Source organism: Ralstonia sp. R-29, assembly GCF_049913345.1.
Classification (GTDB): Bacteria; Pseudomonadota; Gammaproteobacteria; order Burkholderiales; family Burkholderiaceae; genus Ralstonia.
In genome coordinates this window covers 2,631,028-2,643,352 of sequence record NZ_CP184377.1, presented here as the reverse complement: position 1 = coordinate 2,643,352, position 12,325 = coordinate 2,631,028, and the positions used below count along the sequence as shown (strand labels likewise).

The 12,325-nt window shown below is 66.0% G+C and carries 12 protein-coding genes; 9 read left to right on the top strand and 3 right to left on the bottom strand.

Features of this window, described 5'->3' with window-relative positions:
- Positions 1–79 precede the first annotated feature (79 nt).
- Both recN and ACN9M1_RS12500 read right to left on the bottom strand, forming a co-directional pair.
- Positions 80–1,786 carry a DNA repair protein RecN gene (gene recN, locus ACN9M1_RS12505; RefSeq protein WP_426394792.1) on the bottom strand — a complete coding sequence of 569 codons (1,707 nt, stop codon included), beginning with the start codon at positions 1,784–1,786 and terminating at the stop codon, positions 80–82.
- A 157-nt stretch (positions 1,787–1,943) separates the two neighbouring features.
- A complete protein-coding gene (locus tag ACN9M1_RS12500) occupies positions 1,944–2,918 on the bottom strand; it encodes an NAD kinase (RefSeq protein ID WP_426394790.1) in 975 nt (324 codons plus the stop codon).
- 110 nt (positions 2,919–3,028) lie between these two features.
- Between ACN9M1_RS12500 and hrcA the strand changes: the two genes are divergently transcribed.
- From hrcA to ACN9M1_RS12480, 4 genes are all read left to right on the top strand, one after another.
- On the top strand, positions 3,029–4,087 hold the full coding sequence (gene hrcA, locus ACN9M1_RS12495; protein WP_426394789.1) for a heat-inducible transcriptional repressor HrcA: 1,059 nt from the start codon (positions 3,029–3,031) through the stop codon (positions 4,085–4,087).
- Between the two features lie 128 nt (positions 4,088–4,215).
- On the top strand, positions 4,216–5,277 hold the full coding sequence (tauA, locus tag ACN9M1_RS12490; RefSeq protein WP_426394787.1) for a taurine ABC transporter substrate-binding protein: 1,062 nt from the start codon (positions 4,216–4,218) through the stop codon (positions 5,275–5,277).
- On the top strand, positions 5,274–6,065 hold the full coding sequence (locus ACN9M1_RS12485) for a taurine ABC transporter ATP-binding protein (protein WP_426394785.1): 792 nt from the start codon (positions 5,274–5,276) through the stop codon (positions 6,063–6,065). The genes tauA and ACN9M1_RS12485 overlap by 4 nt, the downstream gene beginning before the upstream one ends.
- Positions 6,062–6,931 carry an ABC transporter permease subunit gene (locus tag ACN9M1_RS12480; protein WP_426394783.1) on the top strand — a complete coding sequence of 290 codons (870 nt, stop codon included), beginning with the start codon at positions 6,062–6,064 and terminating at the stop codon, positions 6,929–6,931. The genes ACN9M1_RS12485 and ACN9M1_RS12480 overlap by 4 nt, the downstream gene beginning before the upstream one ends.
- 6 nt (positions 6,932–6,937) lie before the next feature.
- On the opposite strand, the gene hutC is transcribed toward ACN9M1_RS12480, so the two are convergent.
- A complete protein-coding gene (gene hutC, locus ACN9M1_RS12475) occupies positions 6,938–7,651 on the bottom strand; it encodes a histidine utilization repressor (protein ID WP_426394781.1) in 714 nt (237 codons plus the stop codon).
- A gap of 181 nt (positions 7,652–7,832) precedes the next feature.
- On the opposite strand from hutC, the gene ACN9M1_RS12470 reads away from it, so the two are divergent.
- From ACN9M1_RS12470 to ACN9M1_RS12450, 5 genes are read left to right on the top strand one after another with little or no spacing between them, the layout of a single operon-like run.
- Positions 7,833–9,017: an ABC transporter substrate-binding protein gene (locus ACN9M1_RS12470; RefSeq protein ID WP_426394779.1), complete on the top strand. Its 1,185-nt coding sequence runs from the start codon at positions 7,833–7,835 to the stop codon at positions 9,015–9,017.
- A gap of 27 nt (positions 9,018–9,044) precedes the next feature.
- Positions 9,045–9,908 (top strand): branched-chain amino acid ABC transporter permease, encoded by an 864-nt coding sequence (locus tag ACN9M1_RS12465; RefSeq protein WP_426394777.1) that lies wholly within the window; start codon positions 9,045–9,047, stop codon positions 9,906–9,908.
- A gap of 10 nt (positions 9,909–9,918) precedes the next feature.
- Positions 9,919–10,809, top strand: coding sequence for a branched-chain amino acid ABC transporter permease (locus ACN9M1_RS12460; RefSeq protein WP_426394775.1), 891 nt, complete (start codon positions 9,919–9,921; stop codon positions 10,807–10,809).
- Positions 10,806–11,606, top strand: coding sequence for an ABC transporter ATP-binding protein (locus ACN9M1_RS12455; protein WP_426394773.1), 801 nt, complete (start codon positions 10,806–10,808; stop codon positions 11,604–11,606). The genes ACN9M1_RS12460 and ACN9M1_RS12455 overlap by 4 nt, the downstream gene beginning before the upstream one ends.
- Positions 11,599–12,303: an ABC transporter ATP-binding protein gene (locus tag ACN9M1_RS12450; RefSeq protein WP_426394771.1), complete on the top strand. Its 705-nt coding sequence runs from the start codon at positions 11,599–11,601 to the stop codon at positions 12,301–12,303. The genes ACN9M1_RS12455 and ACN9M1_RS12450 overlap by 8 nt, the downstream gene beginning before the upstream one ends.
- Positions 12,304–12,325: the final 22 nt, after the last annotated feature.

Sequence of the window (12,325 nt, the reverse complement as noted above, 5' to 3'; positions counted from 1 at the left end):
TCAGGCAGCGCCGGAATGCAGTATGGAATGCGACACGAAGCGGCCAACGCGCTTTGACCGCTCTGATGGGTATAGGCGATCACTGCGCCACGCGCCGTGTTTTCCGTGCAGACGGAGCGGGAGCCGGCTGTGCGCGGCCTGCGGCGAGCATTTCGTCCGCATGGCGCCGCGTGGTGTCGGTGAGCGACGCGCCGCCCAGCATGCGGGCGATCTCGTCCACGCGGCCGGTGGCGTCCAGCACCAGCAGGTCGGAGCGCGTGCTGCCAGCCACGGTCTGCTTGGCGACTTGAATGTGGTGATTGGCCAGTGCGGCCACCTGCGGCAGGTGGGTCACGCACAGCACTTGGCGACGCGTGCCGAGTTCGCGCAGGCGCCGGCCAACGACTTCTGCCACGGCGCCGCCGATGCCGGAATCGACCTCGTCAAAGATCAGCGTGGGGGTCGGGCTGGCCTCGCTGGCGATCACGGAGATGGCCAGGCTGATCCGCGCCAGCTCGCCGCCCGAGGCGACTTTCGCCAACGGACGTGGCGACACGCCCGCATGCCCGGCGACGAGGAATTCGACTTGCTCGAGCCCCGCCGCGCCACCGTGCTCCAACGCATGCAGCGCAATGTCGAAACGCCCGCCGGCCATCGACAGGCCTTGCATGGCGCCCGTCACGGCTTCGGCCAGTTCGCGCGCCGCTTTGGCGCGGGCGCGTGACAGCGTCTGCGCGATGTCGACATACGCCGCACGGGTTTGCGCTTCCTGCGCCTGCAGCGCCTCCAGATCGGACGCCGCCTGCAGCGCGGCCAGTTGCGCCTGGCGCTCGGCCAGTTCAGCCGGCAGCGTTTCGGGCGCGACACGGTATTTGCGCGCCATGGTGTGCAGCGCCTGCATGCGCGCATCGACTTCGGCCAGGCGGTCCGGGTCCAGCTCCGCACGGTCCGCATAGCGGGCGAGCGAGTGCACGGCTTCCTGGATCTGCACCTCGGCCGGTTCGAGCGCGGCCAACACATCGGCCAGTGCCGGGTCGATCTCAGCCAGCTCGCGCAGCGTATGCAGCGTGGCGCCCAGTTGGGTCAGCACGGCGCCTTCGGATTCCGACAGGCCATCCAGCGCCGCGCGCGTGCCTTCGATCAGGCTGGCGGCGTGCGACAGGCGGTGGTGCTCGGCCTGTACGTCTTCCCACTCGCCGGGCTGGGGCCCGAGCTTCTGCAGTTCGTTGACCTGCCATTCGATGCGCTCGCGTTCGAGCTGTGCCTCACGCGATTGCTGCTCGGCGGCTTCGCGTAGGCGCACCACGGCCTGCCAGGCGCGATAACGCTCGCCGACGGCGCGTACGTCGTCTTCGAGGCCGGCGTGGGCGTCAAGCAGGCTACGCTGCGCATCCGTCTTGAGCAGCAGTTGATGCGCGTGCTGGCCGTGGATGTCGACCAGTTGCTCCCCCACCTCGCGCAGTTGCGCCAGCGTGACGGCGGCCCCGTTGATGAAGGCCTTGCTGCGGCCAGCGGCATCGACCGTACGGCGCAGCAGGATGACGCCTTCATCATCGTGCAGTTCGTGGGCTTCCAGCCACGCGGCCACGTGCGGATGGACGTCGAATTCGGCGGTGATGTCGGCCCGTGGCGCGCCTTCGCGCACGACGGCCGCATCTGCGCGCTCGCCCAGCGTGAGCGCCAGGGCGTCGATCAGGATGGACTTGCCCGCGCCCGTCTCGCCCGTGAAGACGGTAAAGCCGTCGGCCAGATCGAGGTCGAGCGCGTGAACGATGACGAAATCGCGGATGGTGAGGCTGCGCAGCATGGAAGCGGTGAGCGTGGAGTTTTAGAGCGTGCCCATGATCCGTAGCGAGCGGCCCGAGGTTGGCGTGACGCATTTGCCAGATTCGGCAGCCGCATATGGGTACGGCGAGCATCGCAACGTCAAGATCGGGGCGCGCAGTAGGATCATGGGCAGGTTCTTAAAGACGGTTGTCTTCGGTCGGATATTCGTGCCAGTGCAGCTTTTTGCGCAGCGTGGCGTAGTAGCTGTAACCAACCGGGTGCAGCAGATGCACGGTGCGCTCCGAGCGGCGCACGACAATGCGGTCGCCCGGCAGCAGCGACGTGAGCGACTGCATATCGAAGTTGACGCTGGCGTCGCGCCCGCTGGTGACCTGGATGACGACTTCCGCGTCGTGCGGAATGACGATCGGCCGGTTGGACAGCGAGTGCGGCGCGATGGGCACCAGCACAAAGCCCGAGAGCGCCGGATGCAGGATCGGTCCGCCGGCGGACAGCGCATACGCCGTCGACCCGGTGGGTGTGGACACGATCAAGCCGTCCGAACGCTGGTTGTACATGAAGAAGCCATCCACCGACACCGCCAGCTCGACCATGCCCGAAATGCCCGAGCGGTTGACCACCACGTCGTTGAATGCGAGGGCGGAGAAGATGACATCGTCGTCGCGCACCACCTGGGCTTGCAGGAGCGTGCGCGTTTCCGATTCGTACTGACCGGCCAGCATGGCGGGCAGCACGTTGTGCACGTCGTCGAACGGGATGTCGGTCATGAAGCCGAGCCGCCCATGGTTGACGCCGATCACGGGCACGTTTGCGCCGGCCAGATGGCGGCCGATCCCCAGCAGCGTGCCGTCACCGCCGAGCACCACGGCCACGTCGGCCTGCCGTGCCATGTCTTCGGGTGGCAGCGCCGGGTAATCCTGGACGCCGATATTGAGCGCCGTTTCGCGCTCGAACACGATATCGCGCCCGCTGGCGGCGATGCACGACGCCAGCTCCATGAGCGGGCCGGCAATGTTGGCGGCCGAATACCGGCCCACCAGCGCGACCGTCTTGAACGGCGAGGCGGGCGAACCGGGCACAGCCGGTGAACTGGGCGAACCGGAGGGGGCGGCGGGAGCTTGCGGGGCCACGGCAGATGGGGAAATCGACATGCGCGCATTACACCATATCGATATGACCCCCGCCACGTTTGACCGTGTTTGACGAGAAACGCCCACATCACCCGTAGGTTGGCGCTGATTTTGCGTAAAATTGAAGAATCATGGACAAGCGCGCCACCATCCTCCTCAAGACCCTGATCGAACGGTACATCGCCGAGGGGCAGCCTGTCGGCTCGCGCACCTTGTCGAAGTATTCGGGGCTCGATCTGTCGCCGGCCACCATCCGGAATGTGATGTCCGATCTGGAGGAGATGGGCTTTATCGCCAGCCCGCACACTTCGGCCGGGCGCATCCCGACGCCGCGCGGCTACCGCCTCTTCGTCGATACGATGCTGACCGCCAGCCCGCTGGATATGCTCAGCACGCACGACCGCATGGCGCAGCAGATGGTGGGTGCGATTGCCGAGCAGGTGCGCACGCAACTGGCGTCGCACGGGTCAGAGTCATCCCAGCGGGTGATAGCGGCGGCGGCGCAGACGCTGTCCAACCTGTCGCAGTTTGCCGGCGTGGTGATGACGCCGCGCCGCTCGCACGCCTTCCGACAGATTGAATTCCTGCGGCTGTCGGAAAACCGCATCCTGCTGATCGTCGTCACGCCCGAGGGCGACGTGCAGAACCGCATCATCTATACCGATACGCCCTACACCCCGTCGCAGCTGGTGGAGGCGGCCAACTACATCAACGCACATTACGGCGGCCTGACGTTCGATGCCGTGCGTGAGCGTCTGCGCGGTGAGCTGTCTGCATTGCAGGCCGACATGACCTCCCTGATGCAGGCGGCCGTGGAAGCCGGCAGCAGCGCCGTGTCGGACGAAGAGCCAGTCGTCATTTCCGGGGAGCGCAAGCTCCTGGATGTGGAAGACCTATCGTCGTCCATGGACAAGCTGCGCCGCCTGTTCGCCGTGTTCGAGCAGAAGACCGGCCTGCTGCAGCTGCTGGACGTCTCCAGCCGCGCCGAGGGTGTGCAGATCTTCATCGGCGGCGAAAGCAGCCTCGTGCCGCACGAAGACATGGCAGTCATCACCGCGCCGTACGAGGTGGACGGCAAGATCGTCGGCACGCTGGGTGTGATCGGGCCGATGCGCATGGCGTATGAGCGCGTGATTCCGATCGTGGACATCACCGCCAAGTTGCTATCCAGCACGCTCAGCCAATATTGATCTGCCGAGTTTAGGTCTGCATCTGGGCTGCATAAGCTCAGCCGATTTTCTTCGACGACAGCCCAGCCTGCCGTCTCACACAATCGACTCCGGCGCATGTGCGCGTTCTTCTTCTGCCGGAGTCTTTCATGGCTGGTTTCTCCATCCCCCGTTTGTTGGCTGCAGCATTGTCTGCGGCTGTTTCGCTTGCCTTGTTCGGTGCCGCCCCCGCACGCGCGGCGGACCGCGAAGTCGTCATCGCGTATCAGGACATGGTGCTGCCCTGGCGCTACGCCCAGGCCACCGGCGAGGTCGAGCGCGCCACCGGCTACAAGGTGACCTACCGCCAACTCGCCAGCGGTGCCGATGTGGTGCGCGCCATTGCATCGGGCTCGGTGCAGATTGGTGAAGCGGGGTCGAGCCCGATTGCGGCCGGTGTGTCGCAGGGTGTGGACCTGTCGCTGTTCTGGATTCTCGACAACATCAACGATGCGGAAGCGCTGGTCGCCCGCAACGGGAGCGGCGTGTCACGCGTGGCCGATTTGAAGGGCAAGACGCTCGGCGTGCCCTATGTGTCGACCTCGCATTTCCATGCGCTGGTGGCGTTGCAGCAGGCGGGGCTCGATCCGCGTGATGTGAAGGTCGTCAACCTGCGCCCGCAGGAGTTGTCGGCCGCGTGGGACCGGGGCGACGTCGATGCCGCGTTCATCTGGGACCCGGTGCTCGCCAAGGTGAAGAAGAACGGCACGGTGCTGACCACCTCGGGCAAGATCGCCGCCGCTACGGGTAAGTCGACGTTTGATGGCTTCGTGGCCGATCGCAAGTTTGCGCGTGACCATGCGGAGTTCATCGCCAAGTTTGTCGAGGTGCTGGCCAAGGCCGACGCGGCTTACCGCGACAACAAGGCTGCGTGGACGGTGACCTCGCCGCAGGTGGCGGCGGTGGCCAAGACCTCTGGCGCGACGGCGGCGGATGTGCCGGCAAGCCTGGCGCTGTATGCCTTCCCGGATGCAGCGGAGCAGGCGTCCAAGCGCTGGCTGGGTGGCGGTGCGCAGTCGGGCGCCGCGCAATCGCTGCTGGCCACGGCGCAGTTCCTGAAGACGCAGGGCACGATCCAGGCGGTGCTGCCGGATTACGGCGCGACCATCGATTCGCGCTTTGTGCAGCGTGTGGCCGGCGGCGCCAAGGCCGTGGCAACGGCAGCGCGATGAGCTGCATTGAAGTCCGCGGCCTGCGCGTCGACTACACCGATGCGCGTGGCCGTACCACCCAAGCGTTGGGCGGCGTGGACCTGTCGATCCACGCCGGTGAGTTTGTTGTCGCCCTGGGTGCCTCGGGGTGCGGCAAGACCACGCTGCTGAATTGTCTGGCCGGTTTTGTTGCGCCAACGTCTGGGCAGATCCTGCTCGACGAACGCGAAGTCGACGGCCCCGGCGCAGAGCGCGGTGTGGTCTTCCAGCGCTATGGCCTGATGCCGTGGCTGAACGTGCGCGACAACGTGGCCCTCGGTCTCAAGCTGCGCGGGGGCGATCGCAAGACGCGGCATGCACGCGCGCTGGAATTGCTGCGATTGGTCGGGCTGGAGGCGCATGCCACGTCGCCGGTGTACGCGCTATCCGGCGGCATGCAGCAGCGCGTCGGCATCGCACGTGCGCTGGCGACCGAACCGCGCGTGTTGCTGATGGACGAGCCGATGGGCGCGCTCGACGCTTTCACGCGCGAGACCATGCAGACGCTGGTGCTGGACGTCTGGCAGCGCACTGGCACCACGGTCTTCTTCATCACGCACGACGTGGAAGAGGCGTTGTTCCTCGCGACGCGGCTGGTGGTGATGTCGCCATCGCCGGGGCGCATCGTGCAGACGTTCGATCTGCCGTTCTCTCGGCAGGCGCTGGCGGGCGGCGATGCACGTGCGGTGAAGTCGTCACCGGAATTCATTGCGTGGCGCGAGCGTGTGCTGGCGCTGATCCACCACGCGCCTGAGGAACTGGCGGCATGAGCGCGATCGAGACAGCGGCCATCAGCGGCCCACCCGTTGACGCAGCGGTGCCTACGGCAATACCCCAACGCAAGCTGCGCGGTTACCGCTTGCCGGGCGAAGGCAATGCGGTCGGCCTGAGCGTGCTCTCGGTGAGCGCGCTGCTTTTGCTGTGGTGGGCTGCCACCACGTTCCACTGGATACCGCCGCTGTTTTTGCCTTCGCCGCAAGCGGTGGGGCTGGCGTTTCTCGACGCCTGGCACGGCAACATCCAAGGCGGTCAGCCGCTGGCTGCGCATCTTGGCTGGAGCGCGTTGCGCGTGTTTGGCGCGTTCGCGCTTGCGGCGGTCACGGCTGTCCCGGTGGGTTTGGCGATGGGCGTATCGCGCACCGCGCGTGGCCTGCTGGATCCGCCTATCGAGTTTTATCGTCCGTTGCCGCCGCTGGCCTATCTGCCGCTCGTGGTCATCTGGCTGGGCATTGATGAGCGCGCCAAGATCGTCGTCATCTATCTCGCCTGCTTCGCCCCGATTGCGATGGCCGCACGTGCCGGCGTGCGCAGTGCCACGCGCGAGCAGATCAACGCCGCCTACGCGCTCGGCGCGAGTTTTGCGCAGGTCGTGCGACACGTGATTCTGCCGTCGGCTCTGCCAGAAATCCTCACCGGCCTGCGCATCGCCATCGGCTTTGGCTGGACCACGCTGGTGGCGGCGGAGATGGTGGCTGCCACGGTGGGGCTCGGGCAGATGGTGCTCAACGCGTCGAGCTTTCTGCGCACCGACATCGTGGTGATGGGCATTGTGCTGATCGGCGCGATTGCTTGGGCGTTTGACCTTGCCATGCGCGCAATCGAAGCACGCGTGGTGCCTTGGAAGGGCCGCAGCTAGCGCGCCTCAGAAACTCCCCGTGAACTGATACCGCCCGCCCGGGTGCCACATGGTCGCCACCGAGGCGACCTGCCCCTGCGACAGCGTCTTCCGTCGCAACATCAGGCACGGCTCGCGCACGTCCATGTGCAGCATCTCGGCGATTTCGCGCGGGGGCAGGCGGGCCTCGATGCCGTATTCCACGCCCTGCAACGGGGCGGCGCGCATCAGATACGCGTTTGGCGTGGTCTGCGTGAAATCCTGCTCCATGTATTCGGGCGCCAGCGCGGCGTTGACCCAGCGGTCTTCCAGCTGGATCGGCAGGTCGTTCTCAAAATGCACGATCAGGGAATGGAACAGCGTGCGGCCGACCGGCACGTCAAACATGGCGGCCATGGCATCGGCGGCGCGTGCACGTTCGAGCCGGTGCAGTTCTGCGCGGTGCTTGTGGCCGCGGGCGGCAATTTCCTCGGCGATGTTGCGGATCGCCACCAGCGTCGCCTGGTACTTTTGCTGCGCAACGAACGTTCCCAAGCCCTGCACACGCGTGAGGATCTGCTCGGCGGTCAGCTCGCGCAGCGCGCGGTTGACCGTCATGCGCGACACGCCAAAGGTCTGCGCCAGCGTGGTCTCCCCCGGAATCATCTCGCCTTCCTGCCATTCGCCGCTGCCGATGCGCGCGAGGATGTCTTCCTTGATGCGCTGGAAGGCGGGCGTGGAATCGGGTGCAGGCTGAGTCATGGCGAATCGGTGGTGCGCAAACGGTGGTTCAGGGTTTACCGGAGTGTATCGGATGGTTGCGGAACTTGTATATACAACTTAGAATCTTTCGAATCTACTTGTAGAGACAAGAGCGCACGCGGCGGAGGGATCGCCAGCCAAGCGCCTCGTAATGCACTGATCGCACCAGAGGAGACCCTTCATGCAGGCTGCTGCCCCCCGTCGTTCTGCTTTTCGCTTGTCGTTTCTATCGCGCGCTGCCGTGGCGCTGGCCTTCGGTGCCGGTGCACTGGCGGCGCACGCCGAACTCCGTATCGGCCTGAATGTGCCGCGCACCGGGTTTGCGGCGGCCGATGGGCAATCCGCGCTGGAAGGCGCGCAACTGGCCGTGGCGCGTGCCAATGCGGCAGGCGGCGTGGCCAACCAGAAGATCGAACTGGTGGTGATCGACGATCAGGCTTCGCCCAAGGAGGCCGCGCCGGCTGCTACCAAGCTGGTGCAGAAGGAAAAAGTGGTGGCCGCTGTGTCGGGCTCGTACTCGGGGTCGACGCGCGCTGCTGCGCCGATCTTCCAGCGGGCCGGCGTGCCGTATGTGACGGCGTATGCGATTCACCCCGACATCACGCTGGCTGGCGACTACATGTTCCGCGTGGCCGCGATGGGCGAAGTGCAAGGCCGCGCCGGTGCCAAGCTCGTGCACGACCTGGGCAAGAAGCGCGTGGCGCTCGTCACCATGAAGAATGACTTCGGCCAGGCGCTGTCGGCGGGCTTCAAGGAAGCGGCACCCAAGTTCGGCATCACGCTGGCCGGTGAATACGAATACGGCCTGCAGGACCGCCAGTTCGGCCCGCTCGTCACCAAGCTCAAGGCGGACAACCCGGATGTGATCTACGCCTCGGGCTACTACTTCACGGCCGGCCCGCTGGTCAGCCAGCTGCGCGCGGCCGGCATCACAGCGCCGGTGATCGGCCAGGAAGGCTACGACTCCGACAAGTTCATGGAGATTGCCGGTGCGGCAGCCGAAGGCACGCTGGTGACCACGTCGCTCGATCGGGATTCCGCATCGCCTGTCACGCAGGCGTTTCTGGCGGACTTCCGCAAAGCCACCGGCCACGGCGCCGACATGGTCGCCGCCGGTGCCTACACCGCCACCAACGTGCTGATCGACGGCCTGCGCAAGACGGGCGGCAAGGGCGGCGTTGCGCTGCGCGATGCGCTGGCCACGGGCACGTTCGACACGCCCATCGGCAAGCTCAGCTTCAATGATCTGCACGAGGTGAAGAAAGACATCCAGGTGCAGGTGGTGAAGGACAAGGCTTTCCACCGCCACTCGGTCATCTCCGATGCCACGCTGCTGGCGCCGCCCACCAAGGTGGCTTCCAAGTAAGCACGGACCCACGGAGAAGGAGTAGCCATGTTGTGGCTTGAATTGGTGGCGCAAGGGCTTGTGCAGGGCAGCCTCTATGCGCTGATCGCGTTGGGGCTGACGCTCGTGTATGGCCTCTTGCGTGTGTTGCACGTGGCGCATGCCGCGTTGTTCACGCTGGGCGCCTATGCGGGCGTGCTGGTGTGCAACAGCACCGGCAGCCTGCTGCTGGGCTTTGCCGTGGCGATGCTGGTGGCGGGCGCTGCCGGCGTGCTGATGTATCGCGTGGCCTATCAACCGCTGATGGGGCAGCCGCCGTATGTGGCGCTCATTGCGTCCATCGGCTTGTACATCGCTTCGGAAGAGATCTTCCGCATCGTGTTCGGTGCGACGGGCATCTCGTTTGCCGATGCACCGCTGCAAGGCCAGGTGCCGTTGTTCGGCGGGCTGCAGTTCAAGCAGGCCGAACTGCTGGCGATGGTGGGGGCGGTGGTCATCATCACCGTGCTGGCGGTGCTGCAGACGCGCACCCGGATCGGCGTGGCGTGCCGCGCGACGGTGTCCGATCCGCAGATGGCGGAGTCGTTCGGCATCTCGTTGCGCAAGGTGCGTGACCTGAACTTCTTCGTCGGCTCTGCGCTGGCGGGGTTTGCGGGCGTGGCCGTGGCGCTGCTCAACAACCTGGTCGAACCGACCATGGGCAGCGTGCCGTCGTACAAGGCGCTGGCCATCATCGTGCTGGGTGGGTTGGGCTCGGTGCCCGGTACGTTGGCCGCCGCGCTGGTGCTGGGCGTGGTGGAGTCGTTCGGCACGATCTACATCGGCCAGTTCCTGGACCGCAATGCGATTGCCTTCGCGTTCCTGATCCTGGTGCTGATGGTGCGGCCGCAAGGCTTGTTCGCCCGTCGTTAAGGAGAGCCACATGGATTACGAAATCTCCCTGTTGACGACGATGGGCATCGCCATCCTCTTTGCCCTGTCGCTCAACCTGATCGCCGGCTTCTGCGGGCAGATCAGCCTTGGGCACGCCGCATTCCTCGGCATTGGCGCGTACACCACGGCACTGCTGGCCAAGGCGGGCATGCCGATCTTCGCGACGTTGCCGATTGCCATGTTGGTGACCGGCTGCGTGGGCGTGATTGTGGGCCTCGCCAGCTTGCGCGTGCGGGCGGACTTTCTCGCCATCACCACCATGGGCGTCGGCTTTCTGTTTGTCGGCATCGTGCGCCAGCAGGAATGGCTGGGCGGCGAGATGGGCATCGCCGCCATCCCCGAAGCCGGTGTGTCGAAGTTCGCCTTCATGGCGATTGTGCTGGCGCTGTGCGTGGCCGTGGCGGCGCTCAGCTTCTACATCCGCCGCGCCTGGATGGGCCGCGTGTTCGGCGGCATTGCGGAAGACGAAGACACCATGCGCGTGCTCGGCATTGACGTGCCGCGCTACAAGCTGGTGGCGTTCGCCATCGGCACGGCGCTCGCCGGTCTGGCGGGTGGGCTGTACGCCGCCAACCTCGGCTTCATCAGCGTGGATAGCTTCGGCTTTGTCGACTCCGTGACCGTGCTGTCGATGGTCGTGGTGGGCGGCATTGGCTCAGTGGCGGGCGTGACGATCGCGGCGGCGGTGTTGTCGGCGCTGCCGGCATGGTTCGATTTCATCGGCGACTACAAGCTGCTTGTTTACGGTGGCCTGCTGTTCCTGATGATGCGTTTTGCGCCGGGCGGCATGGCGGCCATTGCCACGCGCGTCTTCCGTGCAGGCGGCACCGCGCGCAACAGCGCTTCTCCGGCAGCCGTGAAGGGAGGGCAGCAGGCATGAGCACGCAACTGCTTTCCATCGACAACGTGACCGTGCGCTTCGGCGGCCTGACCGCCATCGACGGTGTGTCCTTCAACGTGCAAGCGGGCGAACTGCTGGGCCTGATCGGCCCGAACGGCGCGGGCAAGACGACCATGCTGCGCTCGATGACGGGCGTGGTACGCATCAGTGACGGCAATGTGTCGCTCGACGGCGAATCGCTGAATGGTCTGCCGGTGCACAAGCGTATCCGGCGCGGGCTGTCGCTCTCGCAGCAGTTGGTGAAGCCGCTGCGTGCGATGTCCGTGCTCGACAACGTGGCGCTGGCTGCAGGTTCGACGAAGACGGCGTCACCGCTGCGTGCGCTGATGAACGTCTCGCGTGATGCTGAATTGGCGGCGGCGCGTGAAGCGCTGGAGCGCGTCGGTATCGCCCACGTGGCGGACCAGGCACCGGCCATCCAGCCGCTGGGCATTCTCAAGCGCCTGGAAATGGCGCGTGCACTGGCGCTGCAACCACGTGCGCTGTTGCTCGACGAACCGCTGGCCGGTCTCAACTCGCGCGAGGCCCGCGCATTGGCCGACACCATCGCCGAAGTCAACCGCCAAGGCGTGACCATCGTGCTGATCGAACACAACCTGGGTGAAGTCATGCGCATCTGCAGCCGCCTGGTCGTGCTCGACAACGGCCGCAAGATTGCGGAAGGCGCCCCGCGCGCCGTGATGGACGATCCCGCCGTACGCGCTGCCTATCTCGGTGGTGACGCGATCTCCGCCAAAGCCGCAGACAACCCCACCCCGGAGGCCGCCCATGCTTGAGCTGCACAACCTGTCTTGCGGCTATGGCCCGTTCCAGGCCGTGCACGAGCTCTCGCTCACGCTGCGCCCGGGCACCATCACCGGTCTGCTGGGGCCGAACGGCGCGGGCAAGTCATCCACGCTGATGAGCGTGGCGGGCCATGTGGGCGTGCAGGGCGGGCACATACGCTTCGATGGCATCGATATCGCCACGCTGCCGCCCACCGAGCGTGTGCGCCGTGGCATTGCCATCGCGCCGGAAGGCCGCCGGCTGTTCAAAGAGCTGACGGTGCTCGACAACCTGCGCGTGGGTGGCGTGATCCAGCCTGCTGCCAACTTTGCGCACGACCGCGACTACGTGCTCTCGCTGTTCCCTCGGCTGGGCGAACGCCTGCACTCGCTGGCCGGCAATCTCTCTGGCGGTGAGCAGCAGATGCTCGCCATCGGCCGCGCGCTGATGACGCGCCCGCGCCTGGTGATGATCGATGAACTGTCACTGGGTCTCATGCCCAAGGTGATCGACCTCTGCTACCAGGCGCTGCGCCGCCTGCGTGAAGACGGCATGACCATCCTGCTGGTGGAGCAGAACACCGAACGCGCACTGGCCGTGGCCGACGACATCTGCGTGCTCGAATCCGGCCGCGCCGTCTGGCAGGGCAGCGCCGCCGATGCCGCGAATGACCCCATGCTTGCTCAAGCTTATTTAGGGCTGCACTGAGCGCACTGCGCCATGCACCTCG

Coding starts and splice junctions, on each gene's coding strand:
- ACN9M1_RS12485 (WP_426394785.1), top strand. CDS start 5,274: ATGAGCTGCATTGAAGTCCGCGGCCTGCGCGTCGACTACACCGATGCG.
- ACN9M1_RS12455 (WP_426394773.1), top strand. CDS start 10,806: ATGAGCACGCAACTGCTTTCCATCGACAACGTGACCGTGCGCTTCGGC.
- recN (WP_426394792.1), bottom strand. CDS start 1,786: ATGCTGCGCAGCCTCACCATCCGCGATTTCGTCATCGTTCACGCGCTC.
- ACN9M1_RS12500 (WP_426394790.1), bottom strand. CDS start 2,918: ATGTCGATTTCCCCATCTGCCGTGGCCCCGCAAGCTCCCGCCGCCCCC.
- ACN9M1_RS12480 (WP_426394783.1), top strand. CDS start 6,062: ATGAGCGCGATCGAGACAGCGGCCATCAGCGGCCCACCCGTTGACGCA.
- ACN9M1_RS12450 (WP_426394771.1), top strand. CDS start 11,599: ATGCTTGAGCTGCACAACCTGTCTTGCGGCTATGGCCCGTTCCAGGCC.
- ACN9M1_RS12470 (WP_426394779.1), top strand. CDS start 7,833: ATGCAGGCTGCTGCCCCCCGTCGTTCTGCTTTTCGCTTGTCGTTTCTA.
- hutC (WP_426394781.1), bottom strand. CDS start 7,651: ATGACTCAGCCTGCACCCGATTCCACGCCCGCCTTCCAGCGCATCAAG.
- ACN9M1_RS12460 (WP_426394775.1), top strand. CDS start 9,919: ATGGATTACGAAATCTCCCTGTTGACGACGATGGGCATCGCCATCCTC.
- tauA (WP_426394787.1), top strand. CDS start 4,216: ATGGCTGGTTTCTCCATCCCCCGTTTGTTGGCTGCAGCATTGTCTGCG.
- hrcA (WP_426394789.1), top strand. CDS start 3,029: ATGGACAAGCGCGCCACCATCCTCCTCAAGACCCTGATCGAACGGTAC.
- ACN9M1_RS12465 (WP_426394777.1), top strand. CDS start 9,045: ATGTTGTGGCTTGAATTGGTGGCGCAAGGGCTTGTGCAGGGCAGCCTC.